The sequence below is a fragment of the Exiguobacterium sp. SH3S3 genome (genome assembly GCF_004337115.1).
GTDB lineage: Bacteria > Bacillota > Bacilli > Exiguobacteriales > Exiguobacteriaceae > Exiguobacterium > Exiguobacterium aurantiacum_A.
This window is the reverse complement of record NZ_SJUU01000006.1, coordinates 79190-92829: the sequence shown is the minus strand read 5'-3', so window position 1 is coordinate 92829 and position 13640 is coordinate 79190. Positions and strand designations below refer to the sequence as shown.

Here is a 13640-nt window from a genome sequence, read left to right as displayed (position 1 = left end):
TCCTCTATAAACTTGAAAAGTTGAATTGAATGATTTTTCGGAAGGAGCATGACAAATGCTGAATGAATGGTTATGGATCCCTTCTGCCCTGCTCACGCTCGGTCTCCTCGTCCTCAGCTACAAGCTGTTCGGACGGGTCGGACTGTACGCCTGGATCGCGATGGCCTCGGTCGTCGCCAACATCCAAGTGACGCAGCAGATTGTGATTGGTGGTTTCATCTTCACACTCGGGAACATCGTCTACGGTTCCCTTTATTTAGCGACAGACATCTTGAACGAGAAACATGGCCGTCACGCTGCCCGCAAAGGCGTCTGGCTCGGGTTCTTCATCTTGATCGTCTCGACGGTACTCATGCAGTTCGCCTTGCTTTACGAACCGTTTGAAGAAGCGCTCTATATGCATGAGAGCTTCGAGGCGTTGTTCTCGATGCTCCCGCTCATCACGCTCGGCAGTCTCGCGGCGTACCTCGTCTCACAACTGTTCGACGTCTTCATCTATTCGAAGATTCGGGCGAAGACGGGTGAGAAGAAACTGTGGCTCCGGACGACGGGCTCGACGGTCGTCTCACAGTTGATCGATACGCTCACGTTCTGTACGATCGCCTTTTGGGGAATGGAATGGGACATCTGGTGGAACATCTTCGTCACGACGTATGTCGCGAAGTTCATCATCGCCTGGATGGCCACGCCGTTCATGTATTATGCGAAACGGACCGAACCACAAGACGACGAGACGGAAAAAGCAGCCTAAATAAAAAACCGCAACCTCAACGGGTTGCGGTTTTTTCTCGGATTTGCAGACGCACCGCGTAAGGCCGTGCATCTTCGAGTGACGACGTCTCCCGACAAACAGTGAGTGCCATGTAAGCGTCGATAGCGAGCGCTTCGATGGTCTCGTCCGTCGTCTCGACCTCAAGTATGGTGTAGGGCGGCAGATGTTCGAGCTTGACCCACTGCCCGTGCAGGTTCTTCACATAGATGATTGGTTCGTCAATCGAGTAACGTCGGAGTAAATCAGACACGTTCACGCGATCCCCTCCTTAAACCAAACCTTTATCCTCATTATAGAAAGCGCTTACGATTCTGTAAACCGTGCTTCCCGAAAATTTGGCGGTCCAACGCTTCAAAAATCGTGAAATCGAACCGATAATCTAGTAGAGAAATGAGGTGAACCGATGCGTTATCGCCGACAAGAAACGTTCCGCTATATTTTACCGAACCCCCGTTTCATCCCCTACCGCCTCGTATGGGAAGACAAGGAGTTGCATGACGGTGAAGGCATGCTGCTCAACATTAGTGCCCACGGCTTGAAGTTGCGCTGCGACTACTTGTTCCCACTGTCGGAAGGGCTGAAAGTTCAGGTCGTGCTCGACCTCGTTCCTTTAATCCAATCAATCGAATTGACTGGTCACGTCCGTCACCGTAGTCAAATGGGAAGCATGTACGATTACGGGATCCGTCTTGAAGCGAATTCAGAAGAAGCCCAACAGCTCGTGACGATGATCAAAGCTTATGCAAGAGAGAACCAATGAGAACGTGTCGTCAGACACTTCTCATTTTTTGTTCGTCCGATAACAGGGTATACTAATGACAACAGAGACAGATTAGAGGTGTAGCCATGACTAGAAAATTTTTATTGATTCCTTGGGCCGCCGCGATCGCCATCGCGCTACTCGGTCCTAACACCCCGTTCTCGAGCCGGTTCTTGCTCGACTTCCTGACGTACAATACCGATGCCTATGAAGGATATTCTTTGTCCCTCTTTAGCGTGCTAGGCGTCTACCCGCTCGCGCTGTTCCCGCTGCTTTGGTCGGAAGTGAACCAACTGCGGCCGAATCCACTCCTACCGGCAGCAACCGGTTTTGTCGTCGGAGGATTCATCATCGCTCCGTATCTCGCGTTCGCACGGCAGTCGCCCTACCCGACGCCAATCAAGCCGTTGCCGACGAGACTGCTCGGGGTCGTGTTGCTCCTCGTCACGATCGGTTTATTCATCGCTGCCGTGATGACTGGGAACGTCGCACAGTATTGGTCATACGTCGAACAGAATCAATTCGTCCGCACGATGACGGTCGATTTCTTCTTGCTCGCCTTCGTCCAAATGACATTGATGACCCGGGATGCGAAGCGCTATAAGATGAGCTTGTGGCCGCTCCCGTACATCCCGCTATTCGGTCTATTGTTTTGGCTCATCATTCGTCATAAGCAACCGTTCAACGAGGCGCCGCCGCGACGGCCGAAAGTGGTTTGATGCTGTACTTGAGAGTGGGTTTCCCAAAACCCACTCTTTCCTTTATACTAGAGCGAGAGTTTATCTAGAGAAAGAAGGGTCAAATCCAATGAGATTTTTTAAAGTAATGACACACACGAACGACAAGGGAGAAGACGTCATCCTAAGCGAGTATTTCAAAATCGCCGACAAACAGGCTGAACAATTCCTCAAAGATACGTTAGAGCTCGACATGTTCGACGAGAAAGTGACGCTCAAAGAGTGCCAAGTCGCGAAAGACCGGTGGGAATGCCCGGTCGGTGACTTCGTCGTCGTCGAATACTTCAATGAAAAAGAGTTTGATAAAATGAACGAGTATCGTGTGGTCGCACCGAAAAAGTGATCCACAGCAAAGGCGACTTTCCCATTTAATCGGGAAAGTCGCCTTTTTATCGTTCGAGTCATCGACGTGCGTTATGACTCCTCGTTATCTTCTTCCGGATCCGGATCTGGATGTTGCGTCGGAGCCGGTTTTTTCGCCGGATCAGACTCATCGTCTGGCATCGGGTCCGGGTGAACCCCTGGTTGCGATTCGTCACGTTTCATTGAGCATCCCTCCTCTGTCATAGTGGACTAATTCCACATTGATCAAGAGTCGAAACATCAGTGTATGTCTTTATTGCCGATGACACGACGTGAGATCGCTTTTTCAATCTCGACGATGACGAAGACGATGGCACCGAAGACGACCGGATAGATCCAATCATTCAAATCAAGTGCCGCTGTCCCGAACAACGTGTGCATAAACGGCACGTACGTGATGAACAGTTGAAGTGCAATCAATAGTGCCGATACGATAAACGCAATCTTGTTATCGAAAAAGTGGCGGTTAAACGCCGGAGCGAGTTCGGTCCGACAGTTATACAAGTGGAACAACTGGGCCATGACGATCGTATTGAGTGTGATCGTCTGCAGCTTCGCGATTGAGAAATCAAAGTCGGCTAACATGTAGTTGATGATCAAGCTACCTCCCCCGATCAAAATCGAGACGAAGATGATCCGGAACACGTAATAGCGACTCAACAGCGGGACGTTCGCCGGACGCGGCGGACGTTTCATCGTGCTCTCTTCGAGCGGTTCGAAGGCGATCGCGAGCGACAGTGTGATGGCAACGACCATGTTGACCCAAAGGATTTGGACCGGGCTGAGCGGTGCCGCGGCACCGAGCAAGATGCTCATCGCGACGAGGAGCGCTTGTCCACCGTTCGTCGGGAGCAAGAACAAGATCGTCTTCTTCAAGTTGTCGTATACACGGCGGCCTTCACGCACCGCGTTGTAAATCGTTTTGAAGTTGTCGTCGACGAGGACCATCTGCGACGCCTCTTTTGCGACTTCGGTCCCTTTGATACCCATCGCGACACCGATGTCGGCCCGTTTCAAGGCCGGGGCATCGTTGACACCGTCACCGGTCATCGATGTGATGAGCCCGTTTTGCTGCAATCCTTTGACGAGACGCAGCTTATCATTTGGGCTCGTCCGTGCGAACACATCGTTATGAACCGACGCTTCTTTGATCTCCTCGTCCGACATGTTCGTCAATTCTTTCCCTTCAAGTGCGCCTTCGACTTCCATGCCGAGTTCACGGGCGATGGCGACGGCTGTGTCTTTATGGTCACCCGTGATCATCTTGATGCGGATACCGGCGTCACGGCACGCCGCGACGGCTTCAATCGCCTCTGGACGTGGTGGATCGACGATTCCGTACAAACCAAGGAACGTGATACCGGATTGGACGTCCTCATGGTCGACCGTCTCTTTCGAGCGATCGACCCGTTTGAATCCGCCACCGAGGACACGTTGTCCGCGGTCGGCGATCTCTTTACGTTTCTCATCCCAATAGGTGCGGTCAAATTCCGTATCTTCAGCCATATCGAACAGGCGGTCTGGCGCCCCTTTGATGAAGATCATCCGCTCATCTTTATAGTCGACGAGCGTCGCCATGTACTTATACTCCGAATCGAACGGGATTTTCGAGATGACTTTCAGCCGTTCAATCGGTCGCTCCGCTTTTTCGGCGAGCGTGAGCAAGCAAGCTTCTGTCGGGTCGCCATTGATGACCCATTCGCCGTTTTCTTCATACAATTGGGCATCGTTACACGTCTTCCCGACCGTGAGCAGGTCGATCATCGACTCGTCGTCATCGAGGTCGAACGGTTGACCGTTTTGTTCGAGGTCACCATCTGGAGCGTATCCGCCGCCTGACACTTCGATGTCGTGCTTCGCCGTGACGACTTGCTTGACGGTCATCTCGTTTTTCGTCAGCGTACCCGTCTTATCGGTACAGATGACAGAGACCGCCCCTAACGTCTCGACGGACGGTAGACTACGGACGATTGCTTTCTTCTCGGCCATGTTACGAACACCAAGTGCGAGAATGATCGAGATGACGGCAGGGAGACCTTCCGGGATTGCTGCGACCGCTAACCCGATCGTCGTCAGCATCAGTTCGATCGGATCGAAATCACGTACAAAGTAGCCGAACGCGTAAATGATGACCGAGATCACAAGGATCGCAATCGAGACCGTTTGACCGAATTTCGTCGTCTGACGGATGAGCGGTGTCTTCACCGTCTCGACTTCAGCGATCGATGCGTTGATTTGACCGAGCTCCGTCCCTTCACCGATCGACGTGACGATCGCTTTCGCGCTGCCCGTCGCTATACTCGTTCCTGAATAAATCATGTTTTTCCGGTCACCGAGGACAGCATCTTCCGCCACGACTTGAATTTTCTTCTCGACCGTCGTCGCTTCACCTGTCAAAGCCGATTCTTCGACTTTGAACTTCTCGGCTAGAATGACTCGCGCATCGGCCGGCACTTTGTCACCGGCGGCGAGCACCAAAAGGTCTCCGACGACGAGTTCGCTCGATTCGATTTGAATCTGTTTGCCGTCTCGGATAACGCTTGCTTTCGTCTCGAGCAGTTTTTTAATCCCTTCAAGCGCCTGTTCAGCCTTGTTTTCTTGCAAATAGCCGACGACGGCAATGATCGTGACGACGAGCGCGATGACGATCGTATCGATATACTCACCTAAAAAGCCAGTGACGACGGCCGCACCGATCAGGACGTACACAAGAATGTCATTGAACTGTCTCAAAAATTTTATGATTTCAGGTGTCTTTTCCTTTTCCGGCAGAACGTTCTTCCCGAACTGTTCTTGCCGACTCGACACTTCTTGCTTCGACAGCCCGTTGTCTACGTCTGTCTCAAGACTACTCCTCACCTCTTCCGGTTCGAGTGCGTGCCAATTCTTGTTCTCCATCTGCATCTCTACTCCTCCTTGGTCGATCCTATATGAAAATCTATCTCTTTTATGTTCCCACTCCATGGCTTCCTGACACATCAGACGACACATTTTCACAACATTTTCAAAAAAACCGTTCACATTTGCCTCGTTTTTCATTTGGAAACGCTACCATCCAAAAAAGTCGTGTCAGATGGATGAAATGGCTTTACATAACAGTCTGAATGGTTAACTATAGAGAAAATAAAACAGAGAGAAAGAGGTACACGTATGGTCATTATTCAAGGGATCGCCCTGTTGCTGTTGATTCTCGCCTTGTTCACGTTATTCAGTTACAAAGCACCGTTCGGGATGAAAGCGATGGGAGCACTCGCCGGCGCCGCAATCGCGAGCTTCCTCGTCGAAGCGTTCAACGCCTACGCGATCGGTGGGTTACTGCCGCTCCCTTTATATGAAGAAGTCGGCCAAGCTGCCGGTGCGCTGTCGGGACCTGCGGCAGCGGCACTTGTCGCGATTGCGCTCGGCATCAACCCGGTCTACTCGTTGATGCTCGGTTTGTCCGTGTCAGGCTTCGGGATTCTCCCCGGCTTTTTCGCAGGGTACGTCCTCGCCTTACTCGGCGGCAAGCTCGACCGGCACCTTCCGGCCGGTGTCGACATGATCTTTTACGTCATCATCATGGCACCGCTCGCCCGTCTCGTCGCCATCGGTGTCGATCCGCTCGTCTCGAACACGCTCGCTCAAATCGGGGCGGTCATCGAGCTCGCAGCGACGCAAAATCCGATTGTGATGGGACTCGTCCTTGGCGGAATCGTCACGGTCGTCTCGACATCACCGCTCAGTTCGATGGCGCTCACGGCGATGCTCGGTCTGACCGGTGTCCCGATGGCAATCGCGGCCCTTGCCCTGACGGCGTCGATTTCGATGAACTATTTACTCTTTAAGCGATTGAACATCGGCTCGAAGAAAGACCAACTTTCGGTCGCGATCGAACCGCTCACACAAGCCGACCTCATCTCGGCGAATCCGATCCCAATCTATAGCGTCAACTTTGTCGGTGGTGCCATCGCCGGACTCATCGTCGCGATGACCGGAATGGTGAACAACGCACCTGGGTCTGCCGCCGGTATCCCGGGACTGCTCGTCATGTATGGCTTTAATGACTGGCAGACGGTGACGGTGACGGCAATCATCGTGTTCGCCGTCGGCATCATCGCCGGTCTCGTCGGCAGCAAACTGTTCAGCAATTTCCCGATCGTTCGGCATACGGAAAAGATGGCAAATCCTGAAGAGGAAGCCGCATGAAAAAGCAGGAAGTCCAATTCGCGGACTTCCTGCTTTTTCGTTATTCAAACGATAACGTTGTTTGCGTTCGAGACGATTGCCGTGCAAGTTCGATCACACGCGTCGTCAACAAAGCGTCCTCGAGGGAAACGACCGGCCGTCGCGTCGAATAACTGTCAGCGAGCTGGCGATAAAATGCCAAATAACGCCCCGGCTCGATTTCAATCGTTTGCGGCTCATTTACAACGAGTGTCCCCGTCTCACGGACACCCGCTTCGATCGTGCCGTCTCGGAGCGCGGCTTCTTGCGGGTCGAGACCGTATTTCATAAAGCTGCCTGCCGTACCGTGGACTTCAAAGCGAGGCGCTTCAACGGCGACGAACGGGTTCGAACGTAAGTAGACGCGCTTTTCACCGTAGTGCAGCGTCACGTTGAAGCCGTCGTCGGACTGTCCGCCGTCTCGTTGGACCATGACGTCTGCTGAGACGTGGTCCGGTTCGCCGAACAACACGAGCGCCTGATCGATCAAATGACTGCCGAGGTCGAACAAAATACCAGACCCAGGACCTGCGTTCTCACGCCATCTGTCCCGGACAAGCGGACGGAACCGGTCAAAGCGTGATTCATACACTTTCCAGTCTCCGATTCGGTTTGATTCGAGCAGTGACGCCACCGTCAAGAAATCTCCGTCCATGCGTCGGTTGTGGAACACGTTGACGATCCCGTCACGCGTCTTCTCGAGGGCGATGAGGGATTCCCCTTCCTCAGACGTTAGGAACGCCGGCTTCTCGACGAGGACGTCTTTGTTTGCGTCGAGACACGTCGTTACCATGTCTTTATGTAAGTTCGACGGTGTCGTGATCACGAACAGCGTCGCATCGGTCGCGATCGCTTCTTCGAGCGTCGCGTATACGTCCACATCAGGGAGCACGGCACGGACGTCATCCGGTCTAGAGGAGACGACCCCAGTGATGTTGAATTCCTCGAGCGTCGTCAAAAATGGCAGGTGGAACGTCGTCGCCGAGAAGCCGAAACCGACCAATATAGTGTTGATCATATCTATTCCTCCTTTGTTTCTTCACGATTGATTGTAACAAAAAAAGGGGTACATTGACCCCTCACGCACTGACACTTTCATCCAAACCATATTCAAACGTGTTGTATCCGTTACGTGAATCGACGTAAACGAAACCAAAACGTGGATAATACTCGTTCAAAAACTCGTTGTCGGCGACACAGTCGAGACGGATCGGCTCGTTACCATCGGCTTCGCGGAGTACATGTTGCATCAGCTGTTGACCGACGCCACGGCCTTTCAATTGCTCACTGACGACGATGCGATGGATGTATTGACCGCGCTCGCCATCTTCCCATAAATTGTGATCCCATTCATCCGGAGGAAGCAAGGCGATCGAGGCCAAGACAAAGCCATGTTGTTCATACACGTACACACTTCCCGTCGCAATGTCGGTTCGCACGCGTTCTAACAAATCTAGCTCCAAATATTCCGTCCACTGGTCACTTCCTGTTTCATTAAGCGCTACGGCTCGTTGTTCGATTAGGTGCGCGATGTGTTTAGCATCGCGTTTCGTCGCGAGTCGAATCATAACGTCCTCCTTTATTTATGCAGTATTTGAAATACCAATATAACGGAGACGTTTGACCGATTTCAACCATCTTGCCTGAGCGATGTCATCGGAACGGGATGACGTCGCCCCCGTTCAATTGATAACTATACGTCAAAGTCGCGTTCAAGCTATGCGATACCGAGCAATAGCGATCGACGGACAGTTCGATGGCACGGCGGACCCGTTCCTCCGGCATCTCCCCTTCGAGTACATATAAAATATGGATCGTCGTGAACCGCATCGGGTGCTCGGTCGCCCGCACCGCGTCGACTTCCATCCCGAACCGTTCGAGCGGCAGGCGCATCTTGTGCAAAATCGAAACGATATCGATGCCCGTACAGGCCGCCGTGGCGTGCAGCAACATCTCGGTCGGCCGTGGCCCCGTATCCAATCCCCCGACATCCGCCGCCGCATCGAGTGTCACGCTATGACCGGAAGGAGTCGTCGTTTGAAACGCCATCCCTTGTTGCCAATCCACTTTCAAGTTCATCTCAGTCTCCCCCTTATTTTTTCACTAGCATACTATTCCCTCGATTGAGGTATTATAAAGCTAGTTGCACAATTTGTCGTTTAGGAGTGGGTCGCATGGAGTGGTCGGTCATGATCAGTTGGGGGCTGTATATCGTCCTCGGGTTAAATTTATTGTTCGCTTTAGCCGTTATCTTCGCGGAACGCCGCGATGTCGGTGCCACCTGGGCCTGGCTGCTCGTCTTGTTTTTCCTACCGATCCTCGGATTTATCATCTACTTGTTCCTCGGTAGACAGCTGAAAAAAGATAACTTCTTTAACTTGAGTGTTGAGGAACGCTCATTTCATTCGTTGCAAGTCGAGAGTCAAATCGAGCAGATTCACCGTAAAGAGACCGCGCTCGCCCAACCGCTATTTGAGAAGTACGAGCAGTTGCTCGAGATGAACTTGCGCTCATCGAAGTCACTCATCAGCGTCCACAACAAGTCGACCATCATGCATGACGGGGAACAGAAGTTCAAGGCGCTGATGGACGATATCCGTAGCGCAGAGACCGAGATCAACATCCAGTATTACATCATCCAGCGTGATGCCCTCGGGAAGGCACTGATCCACGAACTGATCGAGCGCGCCAAAGCGGGCGTCAAAGTCCGGCTGTTGTATGACGCGGTCGGATCGCGCAGCCTCCGCGATTCAGACTTCAAGGAGTTGATCGCGCATAACGGTGAAGTCCGTGTCTTCTTCCCGCCGACGTTCGGCTTGATCAACTTCAAGTTGAACAACCGGAACCACCGAAAAGTCGTCATCATCGATGGGAAAATCGGCTACGTCGGCGGCTTCAACGTCGGTACCGAATACCTCGGCCTCGTCGAAAAATTCGGCTACTGGCGCGATACCCACCTCCGGGTCGAGGGGGACGTCGTCTATCACCTGCAGCACCGGTTCATCTTGGACTGGAACTTTTCGGGGAGCAAGCATCACGACCCTGAAAACTCGTTCTGCTTCGCGCGCCACGATATTAAAGAGCAGTCACCGATGCAAATCGTGACGAGCGGACCGAACTCGGACACCGAGCACTTGAAAAATATGATGATCAAAATGATCGCGTCGGCCAAGCAGCGGGTCATCATCCAAACGCCTTACTTCATCCCGGATACGAGCTTCATGGACGCCTGCAAGATGGCACTGTTGTCCGGTGTCGAGATGGACATCATGATTCCCGGAAAACCGGACCATCCGTTCGTCATGTGGGCGTCACTGTCGTTCCTCGGTGAGCTGCTCGATTACGGGGCGAACGTCTACATGTACGATGAAGGCTTCCTGCACGCGAAGACGCTCGTCGTCGATGACGAAATTTCGACCGTCGGCACGACGAATTTGGACGCCCGCAGCTTCCGCTTGAACTTCGAAGTGAACGCCATCATCTACGATGAGCGGGTCGCGCTTGAGCTCGCCTCGTTGTTCGAGTCGGACGTCGCCGTCAGTCGGCGCTATACGGTCGACGACTATGCGGTCCGGAAGTGGAGCGTCCGGATGCGCGAAGGTGTGTCACGGTTGCTCAGCCCAATCTTATGACCGTTGTGAGATCGCGCCAGCGGTCTCTTTTTTATGTCCATCAGCCGACAGATTCTAGATTTCAGCTTATTTTTATCATGTTTTAGCTAATATTCTTCCAAATAAGGGTATAAAGTATCAGTACGAACGTCCTAAACTCTCGTTTCGTTAAAGAAAGGAGGAAGTATGCGTTCGCGCATATGTCATTCTATGGCTGATCAAGAACGAATTCACCAAGACACCCACACCATGAAACCCGATCCTTCCTCGTGGGACCAGTTACCGATCGGTCTCTTTGCATTCGATACGTTCGGACGCATCATCAGTTACAACGATTCGTTCGTCGACTTACTCGGGGTCGTCCCGATGACAAGCTCGACGTTTGAACGGTGCACGACCTCAACGTTTGACTTATACGGTGCCGTCGCCCGTGTATTGGCAGGCGAGACCGTCCGTTTAGCCGGTTGGTATACCCCTCCGAATCGACAGCCCCGTTTCGTCCGGACGACGATGTCACCAAGCTTTCAGGCTGATGGCCGAATCGACGGCGGGGTCGGCGTCATCGAAGACATGACCGAACAGCGACGTTATGAAGAACGGATGGAGCATCTGTCGTCACTCGACCCGTTGACCGAGTTATTCAACCGTAAAAAAGTCGGCGACGTCCTGACCTCGGCTGTCCAAGATACGGTCGACACGAAAGCACCTGCCGCCGTCATCATGCTCGATATCGACTACTTCAAGCTCGTCAACGACACGTTCGGTCACCCGACCGGCGATCTCGTGTTACGTTCGATCGCTCAATTGCTCCGCCGCAATATAAGGAAGACCGATTCGATCGGTCGCTGGGGTGGCGAGGAGTTTTTAATCGTCGCCCCGCAGTCGACACTTACTGATGGCATCCAGTTGGCCGACAAGTTACGTCAAAAGATAAACGACGAACCGTTCGGTCCGGTCCCGCACGTCACATGTTCGTTCGGCGTCAGTTCGCTTGATGGCGGAAAGACCGTCGAACAAGCACTTCAAGACGCGGACGAGGCGCTGTACGTGGCAAAAAACTCAGGCCGCAACCAAGTGTCGAGCAAACGATGATATGAACTCTAAGAAGAATCGAAGTGTACCAAAAAGGCAGAGCGGATCCGCTCTGCCTTTCGTTTATACATTGAATCGTGATACGAGTTCTTGCAACTCCTCCGCCATATCGGCGAGTGCTTTCGCGGATTGCGACACTTCCTCCATCGAACCGAGCTGGTCTTCTGTCGTCGCCGCGACTTGTCTCGAGGCGTTCGAGTTCTCCTCAGCGATGTGAGCGATTTGCGTCGCTGATGCTGAAACTTCTTCGACGTTCGCCGCGATTTCTTCGACAGTGGCCGTCACGTCCTCGATCCGTGGCGTCATCTCCTGCGTCCGTAACATGATCTTCTTGAAGCGCTCCGCCGTGTTCTCGGTCGTCTCAAGACCCGCTTTCGTATGGGCTGAAACTTCTTTCATCAACGTGACAGACCGCTCCGTCTCTTGCTTGATGTTCTCAATCAACTGCGAAATTTGCTTCGTCGAGTCCTGTGACTGTTCGGCTAGCTTCCGAACTTCACTCGCGACGACGGCAAACCCTTTCCCGTTCTCACCGGCGCGGGCAGCCTCGATCGCCGCGTTCAAGGCGAGCAAGTTCGTCTGCGTCGCGATCCCGTTGATCACATCGACAATGTTTCCGATCTCGTTCGAACGCTTGGCGAGCGACTCGATGACTGCACCGAACGTCTCGACCGATGTGTCGATTGCTTTCATTTGCGTCACGTTATGAGTGACGGCAGCAGTCCCGTCTTCCGCTTCGATCGCCGTCTCGCGAGACAGTTCCGATACGTCCGTCGAGCTTTCAGCGATGCGCATGATGCCTGCCGTGATTGCTTGGAGCGAGACGGCGTTGTCGTCGAGCTGACGTTTCGAATCGTCGGCCCCGGCCGCCATCTGCTGGACCGCGCCGGCAATCTGCTCAGAAGATGCCGCATTCTGCGCCGAGTTGGCCATGAGTTCTTGCGACGATGCGGCGACTTGCCCGATCGATTGATCGAGATTGATGATGATCGAGCGGAGTGACGCCGTCATGCCGTTGAAACTTTCAGCGACACGTCCGATCTCATCGTTCGAATCGACGACGATCTCTTCCGTCAAATCTCCTGCTTGAATCCGTTCCGCGCCCGTCGTCAACCGGTTCAACGGTCGAATGATCGAGCGTAAGATGAAGTATAAGATGACGGCAGCAAGCAAACTCATCCCGGCGATGACACTTAATGTCGTCCACAGGATACCGACCGTCTCATCTGTAATTTCTTTATCATACAACGTCCCGGCCACTTTCCAGCCCGTCAAGTCGTTCGTCATGAAGTCCATTTGTTTGTCTTCATTTTCGAACACATATGAAAAGCTGCCGTCTTTGCCGTCGTAAAGCGATTCGACCCAATCGCCTGATGCCTTCTCGCCTGCGGCTAACGTCGGATGGGTCACGAACTGCTGGTTCGCATCAAGGATTGTGACATAGCCTTCTTTCCCGATTTGAATGCCAGCCGCAACACTCGCGATGTCATCGACGTCAACGTCGACTGCGATGACGCCACGACCGTCATCCGTTGTCTGCGATAGCGTGACCATCATTTTACCTGATGACGCATCGACGTAAGGGTCGGTGATGACGACGTTCCCTCCGGCACCATCTGCCGCTTCGTACCACGGACGTGTCCGGGGATCATAGCCGTCAGGCAACGACTGGACAGGGTAAATCGTCATCACGCCTTCCGTCGACGCGTAATAGATGTTCGTCACTTTCGGATGGGTCGCCAAATATTCGACGAACTTCTCCTCTAACCCAAGGTTGTCTTCTCCTTCTTCGTAGAGCGACTCGTCAATCCGCCCCGCAAAAAAGGCGACGTCGCGCTCAATCGGTTCAATCAGATTCGTGATCTCGTCATTCATCCGCTCCACACCCGCGTGCGCCGACTGCATGATTTGATCCGTAATTTTTTGTTTCGCCTGATAGTAAGCGACAAAGCCGATCAATAACGATGGAATCAATAATAAGAGCAATGACATCGTGATCAACTTTTGTTTAATGCTGATGGTTCGTTGTTTCGTCCGATTCATAGAAAACCCCTTTTCCCGAGAATAATTCCCGCTGCGTTATTCTATCTATCGGCTAGAAC

The 13640-nt window shown here is 52.8% G+C and carries 14 protein-coding genes; 7 read left to right on the top strand and 7 right to left on the bottom strand.

The window, feature by feature from the left end; all coding sequences use genetic code 11:
* Window positions 1–55: 55 nt before the first annotated feature.
* A complete protein-coding gene (locus EVJ28_RS07435) occupies window positions 56–751 on the top strand; it encodes a queuosine precursor transporter (protein ID WP_201738373.1) in 696 nt (231 codons plus the stop codon).
* Window positions 752–767: 16 nt separating this feature from the next.
* Here EVJ28_RS07435 and EVJ28_RS07430 read toward each other — a convergent pair whose 3' ends face one another.
* Window positions 768–1028, bottom strand: coding sequence for a hypothetical protein (locus EVJ28_RS07430; protein WP_233589672.1), 261 nt, complete (start codon window positions 1026–1028; stop codon window positions 768–770).
* A gap of 147 nt (window positions 1029–1175) precedes the next feature.
* On the opposite strand from EVJ28_RS07430, the gene EVJ28_RS07425 reads away from it, so the two are divergent.
* The 3 genes from EVJ28_RS07425 to EVJ28_RS07415 all read left to right on the top strand — a co-directional run bounded on the left by EVJ28_RS07425 (window position 1176) and on the right by EVJ28_RS07415 (window position 2612).
* A complete protein-coding gene (locus EVJ28_RS07425; RefSeq protein ID WP_070327312.1) occupies window positions 1176–1532 on the top strand; it encodes a PilZ domain-containing protein in 357 nt (118 codons plus the stop codon).
* 86 nt (window positions 1533–1618) lie between these two features.
* A complete protein-coding gene (locus EVJ28_RS07420) occupies window positions 1619–2251 on the top strand; it encodes a hypothetical protein (protein ID WP_131457650.1) in 633 nt (210 codons plus the stop codon).
* A 106-nt stretch (window positions 2252–2357) separates the two neighbouring features.
* Window positions 2358–2612: a hypothetical protein gene (locus EVJ28_RS07415; protein ID WP_070327313.1), complete on the top strand. Its 255-nt coding sequence runs from the start codon at window positions 2358–2360 to the stop codon at window positions 2610–2612.
* Window positions 2613–2683: 71 nt separating this feature from the next.
* Here EVJ28_RS07415 and EVJ28_RS14350 read toward each other — a convergent pair whose 3' ends face one another.
* Both EVJ28_RS14350 and EVJ28_RS07410 read right to left on the bottom strand, forming a co-directional pair.
* Entirely contained in the window at window positions 2684–2815 is a 132-nt protein-coding gene (locus EVJ28_RS14350; protein ID WP_016509559.1) for a hypothetical protein, read from the bottom strand.
* A gap of 57 nt (window positions 2816–2872) precedes the next feature.
* Window positions 2873–5536, bottom strand: a complete 2664-nt coding sequence (locus tag EVJ28_RS07410) for a cation-transporting P-type ATPase (RefSeq protein WP_131468079.1) — start codon at window positions 5534–5536, stop codon at window positions 2873–2875.
* A 246-nt stretch (window positions 5537–5782) separates the two neighbouring features.
* On the opposite strand from EVJ28_RS07410, the gene EVJ28_RS07405 reads away from it, so the two are divergent.
* Entirely contained in the window at window positions 5783–6817 is a 1035-nt protein-coding gene (locus EVJ28_RS07405; RefSeq protein ID WP_131457648.1) for a PTS sugar transporter subunit IIC, read from the top strand.
* Between the two features lie 40 nt (window positions 6818–6857).
* Here EVJ28_RS07405 and EVJ28_RS07400 read toward each other — a convergent pair whose 3' ends face one another.
* The 3 genes from EVJ28_RS07400 to EVJ28_RS07390 form a co-directional block, all read right to left on the bottom strand.
* The gene (locus EVJ28_RS07400) at window positions 6858–7853 is read right to left on the bottom strand and encodes a Gfo/Idh/MocA family oxidoreductase (RefSeq protein WP_131488541.1); all 996 of its coding nucleotides are present in this window, start codon (window positions 7851–7853) and stop codon (window positions 6858–6860) included.
* A gap of 61 nt (window positions 7854–7914) precedes the next feature.
* Window positions 7915–8403 (bottom strand): GNAT family N-acetyltransferase, encoded by a 489-nt coding sequence (locus tag EVJ28_RS07395; protein WP_071397441.1) that lies wholly within the window; start codon window positions 8401–8403, stop codon window positions 7915–7917.
* Window positions 8404–8488: 85 nt separating this feature from the next.
* Window positions 8489–8884, bottom strand: coding sequence for an OsmC family protein (locus EVJ28_RS07390; RefSeq protein ID WP_370253647.1), 396 nt, complete (start codon window positions 8882–8884; stop codon window positions 8489–8491).
* Between the two features lie 125 nt (window positions 8885–9009).
* Here EVJ28_RS07390 and cls point away from each other — a divergent pair, with 125 nt between their 5' ends.
* Complete coding sequence (gene cls / locus EVJ28_RS07385) at window positions 9010–10467, top strand: cardiolipin synthase (RefSeq protein ID WP_131488537.1); 1458 nt, start codon at window positions 9010–9012, stop codon at window positions 10465–10467.
* Window positions 10468–10695: 228 nt separating this feature from the next.
* A complete protein-coding gene (locus tag EVJ28_RS07380) occupies window positions 10696–11538 on the top strand; it encodes a GGDEF domain-containing protein (RefSeq protein ID WP_158625523.1) in 843 nt (280 codons plus the stop codon).
* Window positions 11539–11601: 63 nt separating this feature from the next.
* Here EVJ28_RS07380 and EVJ28_RS07375 read toward each other — a convergent pair whose 3' ends face one another.
* Complete coding sequence (locus EVJ28_RS07375) at window positions 11602–13581, bottom strand: methyl-accepting chemotaxis protein (protein ID WP_131488535.1); 1980 nt, start codon at window positions 13579–13581, stop codon at window positions 11602–11604.
* Window positions 13582–13640 lie beyond the last annotated feature (59 nt).

What these genes read in the sequence shown, in the direction of transcription:
- EVJ28_RS07435 (WP_201738373.1), top strand. Translation starts at nt 56, where the DNA reads ATGCTGAATGAATGGTTATGGATCCCTTCTGCCCTGCTCACGCTCGGT.
- EVJ28_RS07425 (WP_070327312.1), top strand. Translation starts at nt 1,176, where the DNA reads ATGCGTTATCGCCGACAAGAAACGTTCCGCTATATTTTACCGAACCCC.
- EVJ28_RS07420 (WP_131457650.1), top strand. Translation starts at nt 1,619, where the DNA reads ATGACTAGAAAATTTTTATTGATTCCTTGGGCCGCCGCGATCGCCATC.
- EVJ28_RS07415 (WP_070327313.1), top strand. Translation starts at nt 2,358, where the DNA reads ATGACACACACGAACGACAAGGGAGAAGACGTCATCCTAAGCGAGTAT.
- EVJ28_RS14350 (WP_016509559.1), bottom strand. Translation starts at nt 2,815, where the DNA reads ATGAAACGTGACGAATCGCAACCAGGGGTTCACCCGGACCCGATGCCA.
- EVJ28_RS07410 (WP_131468079.1), bottom strand. Translation starts at nt 5,536, where the DNA reads ATGCAGATGGAGAACAAGAATTGGCACGCACTCGAACCGGAAGAGGTG.
- EVJ28_RS07405 (WP_131457648.1), top strand. Translation starts at nt 5,783, where the DNA reads ATGGTCATTATTCAAGGGATCGCCCTGTTGCTGTTGATTCTCGCCTTG.
- EVJ28_RS07400 (WP_131488541.1), bottom strand. Translation starts at nt 7,853, where the DNA reads ATGATCAACACTATATTGGTCGGTTTCGGCTTCTCGGCGACGACGTTC.
- EVJ28_RS07395 (WP_071397441.1), bottom strand. Translation starts at nt 8,403, where the DNA reads ATGATTCGACTCGCGACGAAACGCGATGCTAAACACATCGCGCACCTA.
- EVJ28_RS07390 (WP_370253647.1), bottom strand. Translation starts at nt 8,884, where the DNA reads ATGGCGTTTCAAACGACGACTCCTTCCGGTCATAGCGTGACACTCGAT.
- cls (WP_131488537.1), top strand. Translation starts at nt 9,010, where the DNA reads ATGGAGTGGTCGGTCATGATCAGTTGGGGGCTGTATATCGTCCTCGGG.
- EVJ28_RS07380 (WP_158625523.1), top strand. Translation starts at nt 10,696, where the DNA reads ATGAAACCCGATCCTTCCTCGTGGGACCAGTTACCGATCGGTCTCTTT.
- EVJ28_RS07375 (WP_131488535.1), bottom strand. Translation starts at nt 13,581, where the DNA reads ATGAATCGGACGAAACAACGAACCATCAGCATTAAACAAAAGTTGATC.